The 20,622-nt window shown below is 46.3% G+C and carries 26 protein-coding genes; 1 reads left to right on the plus strand and 25 read right to left on the minus strand.

Features of this window, described 5'->3' with window-relative positions; genetic code table 11:
• Positions 1-2: 2 nt before the first annotated feature.
• The 25 genes from BQ7117_RS01065 to BQ7117_RS01185 form a co-directional block, all read right to left on the minus strand.
• A complete protein-coding gene (locus BQ7117_RS01065; RefSeq protein ID WP_073995811.1) occupies positions 3-1,367 on the minus strand; it encodes a phage portal protein in 1,365 nt (454 codons plus the stop codon).
• Entirely contained in the window at positions 1,361-3,148 is a 1,788-nt protein-coding gene (locus BQ7117_RS01070; protein ID WP_073995812.1) for a hypothetical protein, read from the minus strand. Before BQ7117_RS01070 ends, BQ7117_RS01065 begins: the two co-directional genes overlap by 7 nt.
• Entirely contained in the window at positions 3,141-3,536 is a 396-nt protein-coding gene (locus BQ7117_RS01075) for a hypothetical protein (protein WP_073995813.1), read from the minus strand. Before BQ7117_RS01075 ends, BQ7117_RS01070 begins: the two co-directional genes overlap by 8 nt.
• Before the next feature lie 73 nt (positions 3,537-3,609).
• Positions 3,610-4,152: a hypothetical protein gene (locus tag BQ7117_RS01080; RefSeq protein WP_073995814.1), complete on the minus strand. Its 543-nt coding sequence runs from the start codon at positions 4,150-4,152 to the stop codon at positions 3,610-3,612.
• 296 nt (positions 4,153-4,448) lie between these two features.
• On the minus strand, positions 4,449-4,625 hold the full coding sequence (locus tag BQ7117_RS07680) for a hypothetical protein (RefSeq protein ID WP_154662960.1): 177 nt from the start codon (positions 4,623-4,625) through the stop codon (positions 4,449-4,451).
• Positions 4,622-5,032 (minus strand): HNH endonuclease, encoded by a 411-nt coding sequence (locus tag BQ7117_RS07955; RefSeq protein WP_419865603.1) that lies wholly within the window; start codon positions 5,030-5,032, stop codon positions 4,622-4,624. Before BQ7117_RS07955 ends, BQ7117_RS07680 begins: the two co-directional genes overlap by 4 nt.
• A complete protein-coding gene (locus BQ7117_RS01090; RefSeq protein ID WP_073995816.1) occupies positions 5,033-5,620 on the minus strand; it encodes a hypothetical protein in 588 nt (195 codons plus the stop codon). It abuts the gene before it with no gap.
• Positions 5,621-5,899: 279 nt separating this feature from the next.
• The gene (locus BQ7117_RS01100; RefSeq protein WP_073995818.1) at positions 5,900-6,247 is read right to left on the minus strand and encodes a hypothetical protein; all 348 of its coding nucleotides are present in this window, start codon (positions 6,245-6,247) and stop codon (positions 5,900-5,902) included.
• A complete protein-coding gene (locus BQ7117_RS07685) occupies positions 6,244-6,396 on the minus strand; it encodes a hypothetical protein (RefSeq protein ID WP_154662961.1) in 153 nt (50 codons plus the stop codon). Before BQ7117_RS07685 ends, BQ7117_RS01100 begins: the two co-directional genes overlap by 4 nt.
• Positions 6,386-6,880 (minus strand): hypothetical protein, encoded by a 495-nt coding sequence (locus BQ7117_RS01105; protein WP_073995819.1) that lies wholly within the window; start codon positions 6,878-6,880, stop codon positions 6,386-6,388. The genes BQ7117_RS07685 and BQ7117_RS01105 overlap by 11 nt, the downstream gene beginning before the upstream one ends.
• Positions 6,877-8,238 carry a DEAD/DEAH box helicase gene (locus BQ7117_RS01110; RefSeq protein ID WP_073995820.1) on the minus strand — a complete coding sequence of 454 codons (1,362 nt, stop codon included), beginning with the start codon at positions 8,236-8,238 and terminating at the stop codon, positions 6,877-6,879. Before BQ7117_RS01110 ends, BQ7117_RS01105 begins: the two co-directional genes overlap by 4 nt.
• Positions 8,228-8,500, minus strand: a complete 273-nt coding sequence (locus BQ7117_RS01115) for a VRR-NUC domain-containing protein (RefSeq protein ID WP_073995821.1) — start codon at positions 8,498-8,500, stop codon at positions 8,228-8,230. The genes BQ7117_RS01110 and BQ7117_RS01115 overlap by 11 nt, the downstream gene beginning before the upstream one ends.
• A 336-nt stretch (positions 8,501-8,836) precedes the next feature.
• Positions 8,837-11,242, minus strand: a complete 2,406-nt coding sequence (locus tag BQ7117_RS01120; RefSeq protein ID WP_073995822.1) for a virulence-associated E family protein — start codon at positions 11,240-11,242, stop codon at positions 8,837-8,839.
• Between the two features lie 6 nt (positions 11,243-11,248).
• A complete protein-coding gene (locus BQ7117_RS01125) occupies positions 11,249-13,192 on the minus strand; it encodes a DNA polymerase (RefSeq protein ID WP_073995823.1) in 1,944 nt (647 codons plus the stop codon).
• A 129-nt stretch (positions 13,193-13,321) separates the two neighbouring features.
• The gene (locus BQ7117_RS01130; RefSeq protein ID WP_073995824.1) at positions 13,322-13,903 is read right to left on the minus strand and encodes a DUF2815 family protein; all 582 of its coding nucleotides are present in this window, start codon (positions 13,901-13,903) and stop codon (positions 13,322-13,324) included.
• Positions 13,904-13,921: 18 nt separating this feature from the next.
• Entirely contained in the window at positions 13,922-15,058 is a 1,137-nt protein-coding gene (locus BQ7117_RS01135) for a DUF2800 domain-containing protein (protein ID WP_073995825.1), read from the minus strand.
• Position 15,059: 1 nt separating this feature from the next.
• Entirely contained in the window at positions 15,060-15,407 is a 348-nt protein-coding gene (locus tag BQ7117_RS01140; protein WP_084789798.1) for a hypothetical protein, read from the minus strand.
• Positions 15,385-15,927: a WhiB family transcriptional regulator gene (locus BQ7117_RS01145; RefSeq protein WP_073995826.1), complete on the minus strand. Its 543-nt coding sequence runs from the start codon at positions 15,925-15,927 to the stop codon at positions 15,385-15,387. The genes BQ7117_RS01140 and BQ7117_RS01145 overlap by 23 nt, the downstream gene beginning before the upstream one ends.
• A gap of 5 nt (positions 15,928-15,932) precedes the next feature.
• Positions 15,933-16,700, minus strand: coding sequence for a pentapeptide repeat-containing protein (locus BQ7117_RS01150; protein ID WP_073995827.1), 768 nt, complete (start codon positions 16,698-16,700; stop codon positions 15,933-15,935).
• 240 nt (positions 16,701-16,940) lie between these two features.
• On the minus strand, positions 16,941-17,102 hold the full coding sequence (locus BQ7117_RS01160; RefSeq protein ID WP_084789799.1) for a helix-turn-helix domain-containing protein: 162 nt from the start codon (positions 17,100-17,102) through the stop codon (positions 16,941-16,943).
• Positions 17,103-17,104: 2 nt separating this feature from the next.
• The gene (locus tag BQ7117_RS01165) at positions 17,105-17,605 is read right to left on the minus strand and encodes a hypothetical protein (RefSeq protein WP_073995829.1); all 501 of its coding nucleotides are present in this window, start codon (positions 17,603-17,605) and stop codon (positions 17,105-17,107) included.
• The gene (locus BQ7117_RS01170; RefSeq protein ID WP_073995830.1) at positions 17,598-18,527 is read right to left on the minus strand and encodes a ParB/RepB/Spo0J family partition protein; all 930 of its coding nucleotides are present in this window, start codon (positions 18,525-18,527) and stop codon (positions 17,598-17,600) included. The genes BQ7117_RS01165 and BQ7117_RS01170 overlap by 8 nt, the downstream gene beginning before the upstream one ends.
• Complete coding sequence (locus tag BQ7117_RS01175) at positions 18,527-18,880, minus strand: hypothetical protein (RefSeq protein WP_073995831.1); 354 nt, start codon at positions 18,878-18,880, stop codon at positions 18,527-18,529. Before BQ7117_RS01175 ends, BQ7117_RS01170 begins: the two co-directional genes overlap by 1 nt.
• On the minus strand, positions 18,880-19,497 hold the full coding sequence (locus tag BQ7117_RS01180) for a hypothetical protein (RefSeq protein ID WP_073995832.1): 618 nt from the start codon (positions 19,495-19,497) through the stop codon (positions 18,880-18,882). Before BQ7117_RS01180 ends, BQ7117_RS01175 begins: the two co-directional genes overlap by 1 nt.
• Positions 19,497-19,724: a helix-turn-helix domain-containing protein gene (locus BQ7117_RS01185; RefSeq protein ID WP_073995833.1), complete on the minus strand. Its 228-nt coding sequence runs from the start codon at positions 19,722-19,724 to the stop codon at positions 19,497-19,499. The genes BQ7117_RS01180 and BQ7117_RS01185 overlap by 1 nt, the downstream gene beginning before the upstream one ends.
• 129 nt (positions 19,725-19,853) lie before the next feature.
• Between BQ7117_RS01185 and BQ7117_RS01190 the strand changes: the two genes are divergently transcribed.
• Positions 19,854-20,309, plus strand: a complete 456-nt coding sequence (locus tag BQ7117_RS01190; RefSeq protein WP_073995834.1) for a hypothetical protein — start codon at positions 19,854-19,856, stop codon at positions 20,307-20,309.
• The last annotated feature ends 313 nt before the right edge of the window (positions 20,310-20,622 follow it).

Here is a 20,622-nt window from a genome sequence, read left to right on the forward strand (position 1 = left end):
AACTAAATCCCGCTACCTCTACTCAACTGTTGCTCATATATGGCTGCGAGACGTTCTTCCCCTGCCGGGTTAGCGGCTATGTATTCTCGCCAGTCTTCAGCCATTTGCGGAGTGACGCCGGGAATCATGTCCCACAGTTTCTCCGGCGGTACAGACAGCGACTGTGCCATCTTTCCGAGCGCATCAGCAGCCTGTGAAAGTGAACGAGACTCCACATCTTCCCACTGGGCAGTAATCGAAAAATCGTTCGCATCCTCCACCCGGCCTTCCACCAGAGAAGCCAAACGTAGAACTTCCGCGATAGACCGCCCCATAGCTTTCTTTTTCTGCCGAATCTTATTCCGCTGCGTACTCCGCGCCTCCGCCAACGCATCAGCAGACAAATTCACTAACTGGCCGCCATTAAAAGTCCACACGGGCGTTTGAGAAGTAGCTGCCAGCATGTGCACGTCTGTTTCTACCGCCTGTAAAATACCGGAAAGCTGCGTTTCAGGCAAAGAACCAAAACTTACACCTTCTTCACCAGTGAGCACCGAATCGTTAGCGAGCTTCATTTTCGCTTCTTCACGCTCTGCCGCATCATTCGGCACTTCCATACCTGTAGCGTAAATAATCCGCCACGAATTATGATGCTGAATCAAAAGACGATCATAAAGAGTTTTAATAAGACGCTTCACGCCCGTCTTATTCTTCTCAACCTCACCAAAAGTACGCCCTTCTAAATCTTTATCAGAAGCAAACTGCACAACTGGTACTATTCCTAAATTGTGGGGGCGGGATTCTATAAGCTGAATTTCTCCACTATTTTCCCGGCCAAGAAAATGCACAAACTCTTCATCATAAAGCCGATAAACTTCCGTACCTCCCGGCTGCGGAATTACCCGCAACGCCGCAATCGGATACTCATCATCCGAAACATCACCATAGAGAGTGAAAAGGTTACGCGGGGAATAAGGCCGCATCCAAGCCCGCCCATCCGCATATAAAGGCGAATCACTCATAGCCGGCAACACCATCATATAAGCGTAACCGTAAGAAAGAGCCGCCTCCCACAACGCACCTTCCCGAGAAGGCATACCGTTATAAGCCCACGGCGCAAAAAGATTCTTCACATTACTTACAGAATCGGTGCTCACCCCGGAAAGAATCATTTGCTGCGCGGTTTCTTCCACAATAAGCCGTAAAAGAGGAGTTTCCGCCAATTCACGTAAAGCCCGCTTCTCAGGAGTGTTCCGCTTCCCAGCCTTAATAAAAGATGCAGAATAATTCACCGAATTTAACCAGGCATCTATCTCATCTAAACGCTGCAGCTCTTTCGACCGGTACGAGAGTAAATCTTTCGTCTGGCCTACTAACCTATTTACCATATTCTGCCTCCTCTCTTTTGTTTACTATTCATCCACATGCGCCGCACCAGCCCAGCACCGACCATAGCGACAGCCAAATCAACCTTCTTTTTCGAACTCCGATTTTCTTTCCCAATAGACAACCCCGCCCTGGTAGGGAACCGGCGCGCATTCAAAACATGCGTACGCAACCGCACATCCCCATCGTGTGGAAGCCCACCGTCAAGAATTTCCTGCTCACATATAGCCACCTGCGCCACGAAAGCCTTCAGATTATTAAAATCCGACATATCGAACATGATGGAGTGGCCGCGCCGGGTAGCGGTAGGCCATATTTTTAACCGGCGGCTATAGTCTTGATGCCACCGGTCAAACACTGGGTCCCAGTAGCGAAGAAAAGTTTCATCCTCCACCGCATGCGACGGGTCACCAAAAAAACCAACCACCTGGTAGTCTTCAAAAATTTTCCGAACCGTGGCGTCAACTTTTTCTCTAGATACCATCCAGCCATGCCCGCGCTCGCCCGGAGGACGCTGCCAATAACCAAACACCCTCCGGAAACCATCCGACAACCTAGCACCCACTAACGCAGTGCCGTCTTCTGTTTTAGAACAATCCAGGAAAAGAACTATCTGCTCCCCTAGCTCTAAAACGGTTTCTTTATCCAAGTTCTTGTCCCAATCCCGTGCACGTATCCAGGATTCTTCCGCGGACTGGATCTGGTTGTACCATTTCCGGCGAGACTCAGAAGCCGGATTCTTCGGGTTAAGAATATCTTTCATTATCCGCCCGCCATCACTGGTGTCGAGCCAGATAGAATCTCCTCGAATCACATCAATAACAGTCGGAATATTGTCAGCAGTTATCTTCGCATCATCCGGAGCTTCTAAAGAATCATATAGAAGCCCAAAATCTTGCTGCAGGGCACCGTCTGGAGAAGCAGAATCTAGTGTTGCTTCCCATCCTTCTCGGGTGCGTTGCGCTATAGAATCTTCACCTTCCCGGTAGGCGTTACAAATATCAAGTATTCGTGCAGGGCGGTCTTTTTTCGCTTTCGCCGCATTACCAGAAATCGCCCCATCCAACGCATGCCCACCATTGTTAGCTTTCCAATTCTGGGTCTCATTCCGGATAACTAGGCTAGGCCGGTTTCCTTCGATAGAGTCAGGAGAAGAACTTTTCGCCTCCATCAGTACGCTGTCTCCGAGTGCCCACACTGTGTTACGAAGCGGAAGAATCCCATACCGTAAACGTGCCTCCGGAGTGAGCATAGTGCGCACAAAACTCATAGTGTTATCGGTCTGTTCTTTAGCGACCGCAAACACTTGCACTCTAGCGGCGGGGTTAGGCCGCAAACTAACCTCACCATCGGTAGTAATTTTATCGGGTACGGATGGGCCGACTAGGTAGCATAAGCCGACGCCTGCGGCGAGCGGGTCTTTCCCGTGCCCTTTCAAACGCTGTAGCACGGCGTCTTCTTTCACCCACTGTAGATTCTCCGGGTTGACTGCGTGCCACCAGAGAATAAAGCGTGCCTGCTCGTCAGTCCACACCCATGGTTGGCCGTCCTCATTCCGTAAATAAAGCCCTGTCCATGCCAAAATATCCCAGCCACCAGAATATTCAGGAAGAATAAACCCTTTCTTGTTCCACTGCCAGGTTGGGCCAACTCGTACCGGGTTTATGGGCCAGTTAGGAGGAGGAGCAGAAGAAAGTTTCCGCCGATACCAGTCTTTAATCTCCCGCAGCTCATCTTCCCGCTCCCCTTTAATTAAAGAAGCAGCCTCACGAAGTTTAGCCATGCGCTTTCGCCCACCTGGACAGCCCCGCGGTGCGCTGTTGAAGCGAATCCACACTCTGTAAACCGTTACTATCAGAATGGTGTGCTCCAGTTTCCGCATCTGGTAGAGCGAGCCGGCCGATTAGCCGCCCGAAAAGGTCACGGTTTTGGCGAAGCTCATTAAGTAAAGGGTGCGCAACCGGCTGGCCTTTGTAGCCTTCCGAGACTACGCCTTCTCTACCGATTCGTCTTTGGAGAGTATTTATTAAATCTAAAGTCGCGCAGGCCTGCAGTAGTAAATCTTTTTCATGCTGGGAAAGACTGTAGGTGGAGAGCGTTTCTGCCCAAAGTTTCCGCCCCGCCGCACCTAAACTAGAAGGAACTTTCACCCCGCGTATTTTATTAGACATAAAATTTTCAACCTCCAAAAGGGTAACAAAAAGACGCCACCACCAAGGGCGACGCCTTTACAGCACAAAAAATTTAGAAAACTTTACCAGTTACACAAATGTACCGGCCTGAATCCGGAGGATAAATTTCAATATTCTTTCCCCCTTCCCGAATTACATGGCCTTTACCGCCCTGCATGGGCAGGAAAATATGTATGCCAGTACCGGAAGGCGAAACCTCCACCAGAATAGCTTTACCGCGATATTCGTCTATTATTTCTTTCGCCCAACCAGCAAGCCTTCTACCATCTAGACAATCATCTAGATCTACACATCCGATGCCTTCACCGAGCACCCAGCCGCGCCGACGAAAACCTTTCACCTCATTCCAACTAGCCCAGGTAGCCGGATTCGTAGACGATGCCGCCCGCCCATCTGTTTGGATAGGCATTTTCGTCCAGCGCCCGTTTCGTCGTACCGGCTTCCAGCACACCCAGCGGGAAGAGTTACGCATTTGGGCTGGAATTACTGCCCTGCGGTTTCGGTAGGCTTTTTGTCGGCAGGCGTTAGAGCAGAACCGGGCGCCTGCGCGTCTCCGGTAGGTGATATCTGTTTTACAGTTTTCACATTTGCTCATACCAACATTATATTACTGTTACGGTTAAACCGCTATATATAGCGGAAAAGTCTTATTTACTGTTTGAGAGTAAAAATTGGAACACGCTCAAACAAACACAGAAAAACAAGTAAACAAAAATGGTACCTGGAGTATTAAAAGTGGCTCAGATTTGATTCTGGAAAGCCTGTAGGCCGTTGTGGGTTCAACATTACGGCGCTCGCTCAAAAATAACCACTATCCGGCGGTTTTTTTTGGGCCGGGGGGAGGGGAGACACCCCCACCCTACTCCACCCATGCTCCATTAAACAAGTTTTTTATTTTCTTCCAGCAGTCGAGCTTTTGCGCGGATTCGCTGCAGCATTTCTTTCAGTCTTTTCAGCCACAAGCTCCGCCAAGCCATACGTGATGAGGAAGTCTATAGTAGGTTCACTATCCTCTATAATTTCTCCTGCTTTATATGTTGCGAGAGAGCGTAATAGTTTTGCTTTCATCTTATGATCCTTCCGGGGTGGGTCTCTGGGGGCAGTAGGCGGGAGTGGGCGGCATACCGGCGGCGGGTAATATTCTCTTGAATCGTTTTCTCTTTATGACATTCGCGTGAGAGAAGTTGGAGGTTGTCGAGGTTGTGGTTGTCTCCGGCAATAATGTGGTCTACCTCGGTACCTTTCCCGGTACACCCCGGGGCATGGGTGAGGGCTTGGCATAAGCCCCAGGCTCTTTTATATACGGTCCGTTTACGGGCAGGCCAGTCTTTAGGCAGGCGCTTCGCCCTATCGGAGGTGTACCAACTCAACGTTTCAGTGTTTCTTTGCCGGGTATAAAAATAAGGTTGTACCCGTTTTTGGGTGCAACCTTTCACCCCTAAGTGTATCGAAGTTTTATAAACAATACAAGCCACTCAGTTAATTAAATCCAGGGCTTGTTTTAGATCTATTTCGTTATCTAGGGTTTCTGTGAGTTTTCCTTCGCGTACCCATTGGCGGATTTGTTTACCTGGGATTTGAAAAGTTTTTTGAAATTCTTTTTTCGTTATCCAGATTTCTTCCGGATAATTCTGGGCGCGGAGTTTCAGTAAGGCAATGTTTTCTTTCCGGCTGCGCTCCACCCGGGTAGGTTTAACTATAAGCCGGGCAAGAAGCGTAGAGACTTTAATTATAGTTTCCGCCTGCTCCTCGGGAATAGTGCCGTATTGTTTTTCTGCTTCTTCTACATGTAGGGCCATCCAGGTGGCTGGGGGCATTTTTTCTTTTCCACTCCACCCCCATTCTTCAGCTATCTCTGCTAACTGGGTGAGGAGGCCGGTACGTTCTTCTCTTTCTAATAATCCTTTCTCGATAGGTGAAGTAGCGGCGGTGGGTGGGGTTTTTCCGCCTAGATCATAAGCGAGGGCGTGGAGTCCTAGGAGGGTGGCGTTTAGTTCGCCTAGCTCTGGGAGTAGGCGGCTTATTTGGGTGAGGTGATTCTTTAAGATTTTAATATCAGGCATAGGGGTCCGCTTAAGGTTTGTCTGCATATTGTGGGGCTGACTGTATTTTACCACTATATGTAGTGGTTTGACGGGTAGGAGGATACTATATTCGTTTTTCAAACTTGATATTGTATTCTCTGATATGGTCGTATTCTTTCCAGAATGACGGGTAGACGTTGGATATGCCGCAGTACACTTCGTATTGGACTACCCACTGTAGCCACGCCCACCCGTAACTATTTAGACGCACGGGAAACCAAGCAAATTTAATCCTGTGCCCGTACTCTTGTTTAACACTCATTTCTGCTCTTGCACTTCTATATAGGCAGACTTTTCTCCCTGTTTTCTTAACTCGAATAACTTATTTTCTTCCTCATAGTTACTATCTAAAAGTAGAAAATGCTCGTAATGCCTGCCGATAAACATAAGCACATCGCTCGGTATGAAAAAGTTACTTGCTTCCGGGTATATAACGTACTCAGGGTCGTATTGTTGTATTAAAGCAATATCCCGTAAAACATATCCGTAATGCGTCAGGTAGTGAATTACATCTATACTTTGCCTACTATCAAAATCTGCACTGCATATATCTTCCGGCACTTTACCGTTACACGTTACACATTTTAATCGCGCCATATGGCTCATTTTTTCTTCCCCTCTAAAGTTAATGTTTTAATCTGATCGTCTAAACTATCTAAAAGTTCACCCAGTAGCCGTGCTTCTTCTACTCCGCTAAGGCCCCAGGCGATACGATCCAGCAGGCGGCGCACTTCCGGCTTATCTTTAGTTTTCATTACGGTCCTCCTGTAACCTGGCTATTTCTTGATTTTTTCTAGTTAAAGCAGCCTGGAGGTAACTTATTTCTTGCCGTTTATCTTTTAAAATGCGTTTACGATCTTGTTTAGCTTCCTCCCGCTCCGCTTTCCAACAATCACCGCAATAAACCTCATGACCTTCCACCGAATCAGTCCAGATTATAGCTATAGCTTTACGGCATTTACAGCACTCCATCTCCAGCGCTTCAACCACGTGAGAAACGGAAGTAGTGTCGTCTTGTTGTTGTGCTTTGAAAAAATGCTCTAAATCAAAACACACCACCAGCAACAAAAGTCCAGCTATAACAGCCAGGAAAAGTTTTACTAGCCAGAGCTGTAGAGGGAGAGAGATTGCTAGGCCGATGCAGAGCCCGCAAGTAACGGTTAGAGTTACGAAATGCCAAAAAAGCGGCATACTATAAGTAATTTTCGTTTCTGTCAGTATTTTCCAAACATGCATCATTGTTGGTTTCCTTTCTTGATTTCTGTTTTAACCGCCTCAATCAAAGCGGCCTGAGTAACGTTCTTGTTTTGTAAAGCTTTCACAACCCGCTCATCAATCGTGCCTGTTGCTATTAGGTGGGTGATGGTGACGGGCCGGGTTTGGCCTTGTCGGTAAAGCCGCGCATTCAACTGCTGATAAAGTTCCAAAGACCAAGTAAGAGAAAACCAACAAACTAAATGCCCGCCCGCCTGCAGATTCAACCCATGTCCCGCGCTCGCAGGATGAATCAAAGCGAGAGAGATTTTCCCCTGGTTCCAGTCTTGGAAATCTTTACTACTCTCCAATAGACGCGCTTGCGGAAACCGCTCTTGGATTCTTTCCAAATCGTGCTTAAACCAATAAGCAACTAGCAGCGACTGTCCATTCGCAGCCTCAACAACATCTTCCAAAGCATCCAGTTTTAGATCATGTACGTGAATAATGCTTTTGTTTTCGCCATAAATAGCACCACTAGCTAACTGCAGAAGCTTGTTTGACAACACGGCAGCGTTCACCGCATCAACCTCGCCACCGTCAAGGTCAGCCACTAGCTCTTGCTTTAGCTTTCTATAGAATTTTTGTTCTTTAATGCCTAACCGTATTTTCTGCTGAGTATAAATAATTTTCGGTAGTTGAAGATAGTCTTGGGTCTGCATAGAAACGGTAATATCAGAGATTTTTTTATATATTTCTTCTTCCGCACCTTCTCGAAGTCGCCAAGAAAAAACCATATGCTGATTACGTTTATCCGGTACAAAATAGGCTTCTCGATAGTGAGTAATATACTTCCCTAAACGCGCTCCACCATCGATAAGCCGGAAGGGTGCCCACAAATCCATAAGGCCATTAGATGCAGGAGTACCAGTAAGACCCACAATGCGTTTAATTTTCGGTAGCACAGACCGGAGAGCTTTAAAGCGCTTAGATTGATTCGATTTAAAGCTAGAAAGCTCATCTATTATCACCATATCGAACGGCCAGGATTTCCCAAGAACTTCTACCAGCCAAGGAACATTTTCCCGATTGATTAGATACACATGGGCTTGTTTTTCCAGATTTTCTAAGCGTAGTTTTTTAGATCCAACTAGAGATATGGTTTTTAAGAGTCGTAAGTGTTCCCATTTAGCTATTTCTTCCGGCCATGTATCACGTGCCACCCGTAAAGGTGCTATCACTAAAACTTTAGAAACCTCAAAGCTATCCAATAGCAGATGCTCTATTGCAGTCAGAGTGGCTACAGTTTTCCCTAAACCCATTTCTAGAAAGACTGCCGCCTGGGGATGTTTTTCTATAAAAGTGGTTGTGTAATCCTGGTATGCGTGGGGCTTATATCGCATTTAGCACCTCCTCTATTTGATTAGGATGACTGATAGTGAAAACTTTTATGCCGAGTTGTTGAAGTTGTTTGTGGCGAAGTTTTTGTAAGGGTCTAAGTTTTCCTCCTGGGGCTTTTAGTTCTATGAAAGCTATTCGGCCGCCCGGGAGAATTATTAAACGATCGGGTACGCCATTCATAGAAGGAGAAATGAATTTTAATGCGTAACCATGCATATTTTTGACAGTTTGGGTGAGGGCTTTTTCTACTTGTTTTTCACGCATACCTACCCTCCTTGGAAAAGGTAGGGTGGGACAACTGTGACAAGATTTTCGCTATTCTTTTAAAACCCTTATTTAGGGACCTACATATAGATATATGTGTCCCTAAATATACTTTTTTAACTTTTATAGAAAAAGTTGTCCCAGTTGTCCCAGATGGATAGCTTTCGTTGACATATAGCCGTTTTCTTTGTTGACAACTTCTGGGACAACCTCTGGGACAACTGTTTTTTGTATCAATTCTTGTCCCAGAGAGGTTGTCCCACTTTTGGGGGTTGTCCCAGAAGTTGTCACGGGGGTTGTCCACAACTTTTTTCAATTGGGAGATATGATTTTTCATCAGTAATCAAGCTCCCACACGCGCTGCCTATTGTAAGGTTTTATGCGCATACGTTTTCCAGTTTTATGCCATCCCTCAATTTTTGCCATAATCGCAGAAATTGCATATGCATCCATCGGGCGAATAGATGCCGGGTCTTTTTCAAAGCATTCTGCCCAAATTTCTATATTAGAAACCGCTGTACGACGCCTATCTGCAACCGTAGATGCTCCGCCATCAAATTCCGACAAGCTACCATTGTTTAAAAAAATGCGTCTTTGATCCAGAGAAAGCTCATACCAATCTTTCGGTAGTGGCATATCTAAATATTCTCGCACTAGCCCCTCACGCTCATCAGTTTCCATAGCTTCCGACTGTGCTTCTAAAGCCTGCGCATCGGCTTCACCTGATAGATATAAGGGCTCTTTCTGTCTGTAGTAGTATTTAGCTTCCGCCCACAGTTGCTTAATGAAATCTGTATCAATATTCCACGGCTTATATTTAGCACCGGTGTAGACTTTGACCGGCCAAAAACGTCTATTGCCTGTAATATCTCGAAGAAAGCCTTGGTCAGCATTAGTAGAACCAACAATAATACTTTGTCTTAAATGCGATTCAACATTTATGCCATAGGCGGCACGATATTTGTCGTCTTGGCGTGAAATAAAAGATTTTACAGTTTCTATTTCGGCTTTTCGCATACCCGCAAGTTCCGCAATTTCGCATATCCAAAAGCCCTGTAGTTTTTCTGCCGCAGTTTTATCCCGCATATCAGTAAGCGTCAACGCGTCAGTAAACCAGTCTCCACCTAAGCGGGCAAATAGGGTAGATTTCCCTATCCCCTGTGGGCCGTTCAAGATAAGCATTGAATCAAATTTAATACCAGGCTGATAGATACGAGCGACAGCCGCGGTGAGCGTTTTACGGGTCACTGCCCGCGTATAGATGGTATCTGATGCGTTGAGAAAATCTATCAATAGGCTATCAACCCGCGGCACGCCATCCCAAACAGGTAAACTCTCCAAAAAATCCCGCACCGGATGATAAGCCCGTGCTGCAGCAGCAATCTGCACCGCATCTTTAACCTTAGCTGGAGAATATATTTTATATACCCGCTCTATATAGGCCTTCAGCTGAGAAAAATCAACATCTGTCCAGCCCGGCTTTAATTGTACCCACGGCAACTTTCCATTTACATCTATACCGTCGCGATGCAGATTAAAAGCAATAGAAGCAAGATTAGGGTCATTTTCGGTAATTTTCACGAAATTAGGCAAACTATCGGTGAAGCTACCATTCTTTTTTACTTCTAGCTGACTGAGCCAGTCCAGCATAGCATTATCGTCGATAATATCGAATTCGGTTTTTGCTTCTTGTAGACGCTCTTTCGCGAGAGTTTCTCGCACTTTATGATCTTGAGCCGCTAACTCACACATGGCCTTGTAGGATGGTAGCCGGTTAGAGGGCAGATTTTCTCCAGCAGTCTCATCCAAATCATGAAAACGATGTATACGCACCAAGTCAAATGCGTTTACTAGTTGGCTAGATGCGGGGTCAGTCGCATGATGAGAATAAGAATAAAGCCCATCATAAGTAACTACTCCAGCAGTAGATTCACCAGGAACATAATCGTATCTACCCTCAATAATAGAAGGCACATACACGTTTTTAAGAAACGTTTCTATAGCATCCTCTATAGGGTAGGTGCGGCAAAAAGCACCCACTATACCTGGCTTACCGGTGGGGTCAGCCTGTTTAGCGGCACGCGCCTGCAAGGCTTTTGTTTGCCTAGAAGATACTGGCCAGGTGGAGCTATCTCGCCAATCACTATAGGTAGCAAGAATACGATCTGGATCTATTAAAGCGCCGTCAAAGCAATCAAAAAAGTATTCCCCATCAGATGGGGTGGAAGGCCAGTACATTAGCCGGGTGGGCTCATAGGTGGTGTCGTCAAAATAGTCTATTCCTAGCATTTCAGCTATTTTGCGTGCCACTGCCGGATATTCATCCTCCGACACGGTACGTGCCAGTGGAAACAACAGTCGCAACCGTGGATGCTCCGGAGTATGCTTATGTGTCGAATAGACGCAGGCCGTCCATTCATGAATCATAGCGATTTCATCCCACAGGCTAGAATTCGCATAGTCAGCATCTAAAGTAATCAACGAACGATCTAGACAGGCGCCTTTCTTGCGTCGCCCATTTTTCAAATGCCCACCAACAAACCCGCCAATATCTTTAATCTCATCTTGACGCGCTTTAGATAAGGTTTTGAATTGAGCGACAGTTTCACTAGTGCGATAGGTGGCGGCCAGCTTATGCGTTAGCTCTTTCCAAGTGATGGTAGAATTTGTCCAAGTTTTAGCGAAGCGACTAGAAGCATAAGCATAAGAAAGTTTTAAGGTCGTTCCGGATTTAGTATCCATGATTTTTTAGTCTTTCTTGTAGTAGTCGCATATATACCCGTCAGCGTCGAGGGGCAGGTTGAAAGCCCAGTCAGGCTGAGCGCACATTAGAGTTTTCAAATGCTGTAGTGTTTTTTGCGCATCTTTTTTAGGTATTTCGCAAACAATTTCATCGTGTACGTGCATAACTATCCGATAGTTTGTTGCACATATTTTATGGAGTGCTTCAGCGAGTAGATCGCGAGCGATACCCTGCACAATGTTTTCTACAAACTTCGGGCCATAAGAAGAAATACGACTCCAACGCTTCGCATTATCTGTACCCATATAGGTGATTTCAGGTTTCCCATATCGGTTTTTATTCATTCTTGGTTTTAGATAATGTAGGCGTCTACCTGACGGTAGTTGTATATATAGTGCATCACCGGCGATACCTATTTCGAGTAGCCCATTGTAGGAGTATCTTCGCTGTGTAGATACAGCTGCTACACAAAGGCCGTCAATGTCTTTCCAAAGTTTCACAATATTAGGATTGGCTTGCCGCCACGCGTCAACTATCGGTTTCAGTTCAGGCTCTGCTAGCCCCATGTCGAGCGCACCCATAGCTTTCAAAGCACCAACGCTACCGCCATAGCCGCAAGCAAGCTCTGCAATCTTTCCTTTCTGCCGCAAATACCCATTTACCCCATGCTTTTCTACCGGCACTTTAAACATTTTTTCCGCCGACTGGCAGTAAATATCTCCACCTTGCATGAAAAGCTCGAGTCTCCATATTTCACCTGCTAACCAAGCCAAAATTCGTGCTTCGATAGCTGAATAGTCAATAACGGCAAACTTTCCATAGCTCCTGTCCGGTATGAAAGCCGTACGTATAAGCTGCGATAGCACGTCAGGCACTGACGGGTAAAGCAGCTCTAGAGCTTCAAAATTTTTAGACTTTACCAACTGTCTTGCCTGATCTAAATCAGGTAGATAGTTGCGGGGAAGATTCTGCACCTGTACTAAACGCCCAGCATATCTACCCGTGCGCCCCGCACCCATAAACTGCAATAGCCCATGGCCGCGCCCATTCAAGCTAATACTGCGCATAGCTTCATATTTTTTGATAGAGGTTTTCGCCAGCTCTAAACGTGCCTGTAAAACTTCCTGCACTACAGGATTCTCCACATCAGCAAGAGCTCTAGCTACTTCTTTTTTCGTCATCGACTCCATGCTCACGCCTTGACTCTGTAGCCAGTCTTTTAAAGCCATTGGTGAATTAGGATTCTCCAACCCTGTTAATTTTTTAGCGCGCGCTATAAGAGTCTCGTTGTAGGCGGTGGAACAGTCTATAGCCTGCTTTACAAAGACTGAATCTATCCCTACACCAGTATCGTTAATATGCTGATCGTCTGCATAATAGTCCCATTCTTTACTTGGGAGCGGGAAGGCCTTAAGTTTGTTAGCGATTTCTTTTTCTGCTTCCACATCCCGCAGACAATATCTCTTGAATTCTTCCCAGTCTTCTGGAGCATCCTTTGGTAGAGTTCGCTGCAGCTGTTCACCATTTTTGACTGGCTGGCAGAATTTCCTAATAAGAGCTTTTCCTGTATCTAGTTTCCCCTTATCTATAGCGAGAACAGTGCCAACATTTTGTAGCGATAATGGTAGGCCGCAGGCGGCAGCCCACACCATGGTGCAACGCCACTGTTCCGGCGGGAGGAAGTCTTGAGCTAAAAAGCCAGATAGGCACACTCTTTCAAAAGCGGCATTAAACGCAAACTTTTTCACCTTTTTATCAAGTAAAGCTTCTAATATAGAAAAAGGTACTTTTTCGCCCCTCATTAAATCCACAACTTGCACTGGGCCTTCATCTACTGCGTAGGCGAAAAGCAGAATTTCAAAAGAATCATGCGCCGCATACTTATATACTCCAACTTTAGATAGGTCGAGGTCGCAGTAGGTTTCTATATCTATATGTAGGCTTTTCAAGGTGGACGTCTCCTTTTTCTGCTAAGTTGGCTTGTGTTTTTAGGGCTTCTATCGGGAGTCGAACCCGACTTGCACCACCTGACTGGTGTAGAAGCCGAACGCTCTCAAATGAGAGAGGGTTAGAGATTTTTAGTTGAGGAAATCATTTTCCTCAGCCTCATCAAAGCTGACGGTTTCAAATTCGTCTTCTGCCTTTAAGGCGACACCTCCGAGGGGCTCCCCATCGCGCAGTTTTTGAATATTCCCAAGACCCGCAGCTACGCCACGATTGCCATTAGTGTTAAATGCGTAAAGATTTACGGAAATATTCACATAGCAGCCTGAATAGACTTCTGCCTGATCCATTACCGGTTGCACATTTTGGTCAACAATTTGGGGCCTATTTTTAGATGAGGCGTTAAAAAACATGCAGCCTGCGTAGGCTTCATCATCTGGACGTTCAACATCACCATCGCGTAAAGGAAGCTTTAACGCGCCAAGTGGTGGGGTTTTTCCATTAAACTTTTTATGCTTTCCTTCCTCAATAGCGGCTTTTACGGCTTTTTCAAAATCCGCGAGCGCTTTCTTATTAGATTTAGGAATAATGATGCTTGCCGAATATTTCGGCGTACTGTTAGCCTCGTTGCCTATACTGGCCGGTTCCCAAACGTGCGCGTAGGAAAGGCGCACATTGGAAAGTTTCAGATAGGTAGGAGATTCGATTCTGGACATTATATTTTCCTTTCATATTTATTTTTCGATTTTTTCGAATTCTTCATCTGCTGTTGCTATATGAAGCGGGGGGCGTTTATCCGATATGGGCACTAGGGCAGGTTTCCCAGCAGGTTTTTCTACCAGGCCGCCGAGAATTTCTTGAAAAGTTTTTTTGCCCATTCTTTTTTCTAAAGCTGTAATGCCGAGAAGCTTTTTTGTGTAAATATCGGTGTAGCCAGCTTTAATAGCTTTTTCTGCTACTAAGGCTTCATCACTGAATTTTCGTATCGAGCGGCCTTCTACAAGTTTGAATCCCTCATATTTAGCCCCATCTAACGCGGTTTGGAGCGCATAAGTTTCTACGTCAGATGCCCACTTTTTCAGATCCGGTATGGCTTCTAGAGCTTTTGTAAGCTCCTCGGGGGCAAGCTGCGCGGGGGGTTTAGCGAATTCGGCTTGGGCGATAGCTAGATTTTTTTCTGCTCTAGCTCGACAGGTGGCGCGGATTCGACAAAATCTGCACCATTCACCTGCCTGGAATTCCCCCTCGCCTGCAGCCGCCATTTTAGCTTTAGGTCGAACAACACTTTCAGCCCAATCGTTTAATTCTTTAACCGTGATTTCTGCCGTATCAACATGGTCTAGGCGAGGCTGAAAAATTGTCATCCGTACCCGGTCTATGTCATAGAGGGGCGCAAAAGTAGCTAAAGCACCTAAGGCATAGAGACGCATTTGTGGATTACCGTCAGCGAAAACCTGCACACCCTGACCATATTTAAGGTCAACAATATGCATGATCGGCTCGGATATTATTACGCAATCACCGGTACCAAAACCATCTGGAACAATATCGGAAAAATCTAGCCGCTGTTCCACACCGATAAAGGGTTTAGCGTTTTTGGATAGCTTTTTGGTGGCTGCTTTAACAAAATCGACATAGGCGTCGGTATAGTCTTCCATTCCTGCACAGTCGTAAATAGATTTCGGGCGTCGCCCGGTTTTGTGTTTCAGGTGGCGTAAGAGTTTCCATTCAGCAAGTGCATGCGCGGCAGTTCCTTCACGTGCAGCTTCTGAGCTACTATCAGGCTGAGCGGCCTCTAGTATTGCCGAGGGAGTGCAGTTTAACCAACGGTGCGCACCGGAAGCAGATAAAAGAGCGTGTACTTCAGGCATGCTAGTCTCCTACACCGAGGGAGGTAAGGAGCCCTAGATAAGATTCTTGCGGTAACTCGGAAAGCTTTTCGGCACCAAAATTTGTAAGAGCAGCTTTGATTTCTTTGGTTTTTCCTTCTGCCGCGAGCTGAGCCAATTTTGAACGCACTTGCTCCAAAGTAAAATCTGGACTCGACGTAGAATCCTTTACTACAGGAACTGGAGGCTTTTCTTCCCCGGTCAACTTTTCTACAGGAGTAGCGTTTAATAGTGCTATTTCTGCTAAATCTGCCAGCTTACTGAGCTCTATGCCGATTATTTGGAAAGCTTCAGCTAATTTTTCACTATCAATTTCTACATGCTTTTTCATTGGTTGTGCTCCTTTTCAATAGGTTGAGAATGTTGTTGTGTTGGTTGTGTTCTAGGAAGCGCCGGTAGGTTTCGGTGGCTTCTAGAATTTTTTGTTTCTTTTTAGGGAGTGAGCGGAGGAGTTTTTCTCTTTTCTTTACCCGTGCCCGCTTCTCCGGCCCTGATAGATATGGGCTTTTGCGAGGATTCTCTGATGGAGTAGCGCGCTTTCCTGTTTTAAGCTCCAGGTCGATAAGCTCTATCTGCTTTTTCCGATACAGATAGTCACGGATAGGCTTCCTATACTGTTCAGTCATGCCGGCGTAGATTCCCCACACATATTGAGGTGATTTTCCTGCCTCCGCCTGGCAAATTTCCTTATAGCATTCCTGGAGTGCTGGGCAGCCTTCACAGATAGCCACCGCAGGTTTGCTCCATTTCTGGGTGGATTTAGTAGGAAAAAATATTTCTGGATCTACACCCGCGCATGCAGGTTGGTTCTCCCACTTAGGTAAACTGTTTAAATAATCGAGAAGCTCCATAACTTTTAAGCCTTCCCATTTTCACTGTTTTTAAGCGCCATGTAGGTTTCAAGGAATTGAATTAGATTCTCCATATAGGGGCGTTGTTCTATGACTTGCTTGCCTTTTGATTCAACCCAGGTGTCTTGCGCGATTAGTTTTTTCAAGTCATCTAAATAGCCCCACCAGCAGCCAATGTTTATCTGCCAGCCCTGCTCAGTGGGGAGAACTATTGTTTGATATTTGTGTACGCCGGTAAGCTGCAGTATTTCGTCTGTTTCAGCGCCTATTAGGTTGGTATATTGTAGTGTGGTGTGTTCTAGTCGGGCGTGCAGCAAGTCGGCATCGAGCAGGTTAGCTCCTGCCAGCCAGGTGTGCTGTAAATGAGTTTTCGATAGGTTAGCACCCTGTAGGTTAGCTTCCCGTAGGTTGGCACCGTGCAGGTTAGCTCTTGCTAGGTTGGCGTACTGCAGGTTAGCTTCCTGCAGGCCGGCATGCTTTAGATTAACTTCCGGCAGGTAGGCGCATTGTAGGTTAGCTTTCTGTAGGCGAGCACCCTGTAGATTAGCTCCCTGTAGGCTGGCATGCTTTAGATTAGCTTCCTGTAGGTTGGCGTGCGATAAATTAGTGCCCTCTAGGTTGGCATTTTCTAAATTAATAAGCGGCAGCCAGGCGTTCGATAGGTCTATTCCAGCTAAAGAATCCACACCTAAAATTTTTAAAAGAATATCCTCGTTAAGAATGTTTTCCGGGTGTTGTTCCCGCCATTCCGCTATTTTTTCAGCGTTAGTCATTTCGTTTCCTTCTCTCTACAGTCCATGCAGGTAAATATCGGTGCCGAGGATGGTGAATACGGGTGTTGTGCCGCAGAAAAAAGCGGCCATGGCCCAGCCGATGTGGTTCCGGTCGATAAGCCAAGAAAAGAGAATCCCGGTAGCTATTAGTGTGGTGAGGCAGATTATCGCGCGTATTTCGCGCGCTCTCTGAACCCTGCATAGGTATTCGTCAAGTTCTATTTCCATGGGTTTTTCTTTCTATTCGGGGAGGATGGTTTTTTTCGGGATGCGCCACTGGCCACCGATTTTGATAGCGCCTTTAATCTCATGCCGCAGTAATGCCCGCTGGACCGTACAGTAGGAAACGCCGAGTATCACTGCTGCCTCTTTAATCGATAGGTATTGTTTACTGACGGTCATTTCTATATGCTTTCTTTGCTTGGGATGAGGTCGCCGATAGTGAAAGCCCCAGTTGTGTACATCATTTTTTCTAACTGGCCTATAGTCGCTTCATCCAAGGCATATGCGGCGAGAGTCGCATTCTTGTGGTTACGGCGCGCCGCCAGCCAAGCTTGTGCATCCGCGACTGTCCAATATTTCAAAGTTTTATCTATCCCTGCTTTATCTCCGGTGGGGAGAGCCACCTGTGACAGGGCAACTAGATCTAGTTCTTTCTCGGTTTCGGTGAAAGATTCAATAATGCGAATAATGTTGGTACGCACTAGATCTTTCCGAGAAGAACGCAACTTACTTAAATGCAGATTTACCAGGTTGGTGGCTTCCTGTTCCAGGTTGCGGGGCTCGTTTTCGAGTCGTTTCCGGATTTGGGTAGTGAGGAAGGCCCTAGTGTCGGTGGTTTGTACGCCTTCTGGGTGGGCGGCAACATACTGGTCGTATAGGGCGGTTATATATTCTTTACGCATTGTTTTGCTCCTTTTGGTTGATGAGGGTTTTTAGTTGGGTTAGATACCCGATAGCGGTATCTATCTGGCTGACGGTTAGGCGTGCATTTTCGGGCATTATTTGCGCCTCGTATGGGTAGGCTTCGCTCCAAACAACATCGGCATAGGTAGCCCCGCCGGCGAACGTGTTGAGGCCATCCTGGATGGCTTGCATGGTGACCATGCGGGAATGGGTGAGGGCTTGCTGCTGTTCACGCTCTGCCCTGGTGGCTTCCATCCATGCCGCATAAGCGGTGGGGATGTCCATTTCGCCTTTCTCGATGTAGGTGAGGTATTGGGTGGCGTTTTGGGTTTCCAGTTCGCTATGCAGGCGTTGCTGGCGGGCTTGCTCTTGGCGGGCTTGTTCGGTTTCGGCTTTGCGCCGGTTTCGTTCCGCAATTTTCTCAGCCTCCCGAGAAGCTTTTATTTGGTTTGCTTCTTCGAAAGCGTTACGGAATGCGATAGTGCCGTCGATAATGGGTTCGGAAAGGTGTGGTGCGTAGTCGAGAATCACGCCGGCTTGTCTAAGACGGGCAAGGAATGAATTCGACACATGTGTCGAATCTGAGAGTGCACCGTATGCCCATCTTCCGTCTTGCCGTAGCCCTGCTTCTTCGAGTATTAGCGCGGTAGCCATAGCACGCGCACCCACAGACATATGCCGCCTCGTGGTGTTGCAGTCGATAACATACTCAGCTAAATCATTACCGGTGTAGGTTACATAGTCTGGTTTTATCCCGGCCTGTTGGCAAGCTTTGTAGCGGTTGCGGCCGTCTAGAATACGTCCAGATTCGTCTAACACGATAGGCTGACGTAGCCCATGCGCCCGGATAGATTCAGTAAGTTCTTGCAGGTCTTCTTCAGGTAAGAGTGGAAACTTGTCTGCAAAAGGATGAGCACGCATTACTTCCCTGCCTTTTCGGTAGTGTTTGGGTTGGTTATTTGTAGACCTATGCTGGTTGCGATTTTGGTTATTTTTGTTTGTATTTCTTCGACTGTGTATGGGTTAAGGCCGTGCACAATCGAAGAAAGGTCATCCACTAACGCCGCGAGCTCAGGGTCTTGCACTGGGTTTGGTGTAGTTTTTTCAGGTACCTGATTGATTGAGCAGAGGAAAGTGCGGAAATCTTTTATAAGTAAAGTTCCAGTTATAGATCCCCAGGTATCTCCCTTGAAGGATTTAAGAGTTATGGTTTTGTCCGCGCTAAAAAAGTAAGGGTCTCCATTTTGGTCATAGACAGGAAAAATAGTTGCCATTATTTCCCTGCCTTTTCGGTAGTGTTTTGTTTTAGAATTTCAGGATGAATGTTTTTGCTTTTATTACTGGCAGCTTCGGCATACTGGCAGGTGTTTGCAGTATTGTTTTCAGTATTTTTGTTGATAAGCGTGCAAAGGACGCTAACCGCATAGCGCAGGACGCTCTCGATACGGCTGTCAAAGCGAACCAGATAGCAGCCGACGCTAACAAGATAGGTAGCGATGCGAACCTGGTCGCACAGCGAGCATTGCGGATTAGCAAAGATCAACGCACATATGAATGGCTGCTGGTAGCAGACAAGGATTCTTCCCAGCTGCGAGTCGTCAATAATAGTGGCAATACTGCTTTCGATTGTGTTGTTATTGTTAAAGGCCCAAAAGTATCCCCAGTTGAGCGCAGGTTGAAAGAATTGCCCGCTTTGAGTCAGGTGGTTTTCCAGCTCGATTTGTTTAGCGAGGATGGCCACCCGTGTAGTTTTGAGGATTTCTGGCGCTATAGGCGCGGCTGGGTGGCTTGTATTAGTTGGACTACTAGCGAGGGCGTATTTTTGTCCCAGACCGTAGGCTACGTGGAAACCAAGTTGAAAAGCGGCGGACGTATTTTTTGAGGTGTCCATTATTTCCCTGCCTTTCTTTCTTCCGCTTCCTCAGCACGACGCGCGAGTTCTGAAAGGGGGGTGCCTAAAACGGTGCAAGCTGTTAAAAGTTCTGTAGTCTTCATGGCTCTTTGTCCAGAGAAGCTTCGGGAAAGGACTGTGGGGTCTATTTCCATTTCCCGCGCAAGATGTTTCAGCAGTATCCCTTTGCGTATAGATTCCGCTTTTATCTCTTTCTCGATTGTCATTTCATTCCTATTTACGAATAACGAGGGTGTAATTTAACCACCTTTCACGGTGGTGATTAAATCGTATTCCTATTTACGAATAAAGTCAATTTATTGGCGTGTTGTATTCTTTTTTGCAAATATAGACACATGGGAAGAAAAGCATACATAATACACCCCATTGAAAAAGAAGCGCTTGGGATTCTTTATTCGCGTTTTATTGAAACCGGGATGACACACGAAGAGTTGGCAAATAAATTAACAACTCTAGGTAAAACTTCTGCTTTCAATTCTTTGAAAGGTAATCGAGGAACAACCATAACCGAATTTGAAGAATTATGTACCGCTTTGGGAGTGAGTGCGGTTAAAGTGCTTAAGCAGGCAGAGTCTGCAAAAACCTCACCATCTTCTGAAACTTCCTCTTCCCCGTCTTCTCCTACTACACTTTCTGAGGCTGAAGCCTACAAGATAGCAGAAGAGTTAGATCGTAAACTCCGTGCAGGCATGACGCCCGAGCAGCTCGGATTAGCCGCAAAAACCCGGGAAATAGACCCGTTAGACGCGCGTGGGGAAGAATCGCAAATACCGCCCGGTTGGGATGAGTAGGTAGAAGGGTGTTTTCCTTGGGGTGAGGGGATGTAAAAAACCGGCTATCTGAATCTATTCTTCTGGGAATAGTTCAGAAAAGGATCCCTGACCCTTTTATCACCGGTTTCTATTTTTAGCCTATCTGGTTGGGTGGGTTTCTGCAATAGTTTTTTATTAGTTTTATGGTGTGAAACACACTATAACTTTACTGTAATAAGTTGCAATCCGGTTGTGTGTTTAGTAAAATAAAACCATAAGGAGGTGAACAAATGTTAGACAAAATACTAGAAATCCTGACAGCGACCGGAGTCTTCACCGGAGGAATAGCCGC

The sequence above is a fragment of the Arcanobacterium urinimassiliense genome (assembly GCF_900119495.1).
Lineage (GTDB): Bacteria > Actinomycetota > Actinomycetes > Actinomycetales > Actinomycetaceae > Arcanobacterium_A > Arcanobacterium_A urinimassiliense.

Excerpts from the sequence above, each read along its gene's own strand:
- BQ7117_RS01160 (WP_084789799.1), bottom strand. The coding sequence starts at position 17,102 with ATGACCGTCAGTAAACAATACCTATCGATTAAAGAGGCAGCAGTGATA.
- BQ7117_RS01090 (WP_073995816.1), bottom strand. The coding sequence starts at position 5,620 with ATGCCTGATATTAAAATCTTAAAGAATCACCTCACCCAAATAAGCCGC.
- BQ7117_RS01165 (WP_073995829.1), bottom strand. The coding sequence starts at position 17,605 with ATGCGTAAAGAATATATAACCGCCCTATACGACCAGTATGTTGCCGCC.
- BQ7117_RS01135 (WP_073995825.1), bottom strand. The coding sequence starts at position 15,058 with ATGCCTGAAGTACACGCTCTTTTATCTGCTTCCGGTGCGCACCGTTGG.
- BQ7117_RS01100 (WP_073995818.1), bottom strand. The coding sequence starts at position 6,247 with ATGAGCCATATGGCGCGATTAAAATGTGTAACGTGTAACGGTAAAGTG.
- BQ7117_RS01065 (WP_073995811.1), bottom strand. The coding sequence starts at position 1,367 with ATGGTAAATAGGTTAGTAGGCCAGACGAAAGATTTACTCTCGTACCGG.
- BQ7117_RS01180 (WP_073995832.1), bottom strand. The coding sequence starts at position 19,497 with ATGGACACCTCAAAAAATACGTCCGCCGCTTTTCAACTTGGTTTCCAC.
- BQ7117_RS01130 (WP_073995824.1), bottom strand. The coding sequence starts at position 13,903 with ATGTCCAGAATCGAATCTCCTACCTATCTGAAACTTTCCAATGTGCGC.
- BQ7117_RS01070 (WP_073995812.1), bottom strand. The coding sequence starts at position 3,148 with ATGGCTAAACTTCGTGAGGCTGCTTCTTTAATTAAAGGGGAGCGGGAA.
- BQ7117_RS01080 (WP_073995814.1), bottom strand. The coding sequence starts at position 4,152 with ATGAGCAAATGTGAAAACTGTAAAACAGATATCACCTACCGGAGACGC.
- BQ7117_RS01185 (WP_073995833.1), bottom strand. The coding sequence starts at position 19,724 with ATGACAATCGAGAAAGAGATAAAAGCGGAATCTATACGCAAAGGGATA.
- BQ7117_RS01110 (WP_073995820.1), bottom strand. The coding sequence starts at position 8,238 with ATGCGATATAAGCCCCACGCATACCAGGATTACACAACCACTTTTATA.
- BQ7117_RS01170 (WP_073995830.1), bottom strand. The coding sequence starts at position 18,527 with ATGCGTGCTCATCCTTTTGCAGACAAGTTTCCACTCTTACCTGAAGAA.
- BQ7117_RS01105 (WP_073995819.1), bottom strand. The coding sequence starts at position 6,880 with ATGATGCATGTTTGGAAAATACTGACAGAAACGAAAATTACTTATAGT.
- BQ7117_RS01190 (WP_073995834.1), top strand. The coding sequence starts at position 19,854 with ATGGGAAGAAAAGCATACATAATACACCCCATTGAAAAAGAAGCGCTT.
- BQ7117_RS01145 (WP_073995826.1), bottom strand. The coding sequence starts at position 15,927 with ATGGAGCTTCTCGATTATTTAAACAGTTTACCTAAGTGGGAGAACCAA.
- BQ7117_RS01175 (WP_073995831.1), bottom strand. The coding sequence starts at position 18,880 with ATGGCAACTATTTTTCCTGTCTATGACCAAAATGGAGACCCTTACTTT.
- BQ7117_RS01140 (WP_084789798.1), bottom strand. The coding sequence starts at position 15,407 with ATGAAAAAGCATGTAGAAATTGATAGTGAAAAATTAGCTGAAGCTTTC.
- BQ7117_RS01120 (WP_073995822.1), bottom strand. The coding sequence starts at position 11,242 with ATGGATACTAAATCCGGAACGACCTTAAAACTTTCTTATGCTTATGCT.
- BQ7117_RS01075 (WP_073995813.1), bottom strand. The coding sequence starts at position 3,536 with ATGTCTAATAAAATACGCGGGGTGAAAGTTCCTTCTAGTTTAGGTGCG.
- BQ7117_RS07680 (WP_154662960.1), bottom strand. The coding sequence starts at position 4,625 with ATGAAAGCAAAACTATTACGCTCTCTCGCAACATATAAAGCAGGAGAA.
- BQ7117_RS01150 (WP_073995827.1), bottom strand. The coding sequence starts at position 16,700 with ATGACTAACGCTGAAAAAATAGCGGAATGGCGGGAACAACACCCGGAA.
- BQ7117_RS01115 (WP_073995821.1), bottom strand. The coding sequence starts at position 8,500 with ATGCGTGAAAAACAAGTAGAAAAAGCCCTCACCCAAACTGTCAAAAAT.
- BQ7117_RS07685 (WP_154662961.1), bottom strand. The coding sequence starts at position 6,396 with ATGAAAACTAAAGATAAGCCGGAAGTGCGCCGCCTGCTGGATCGTATC.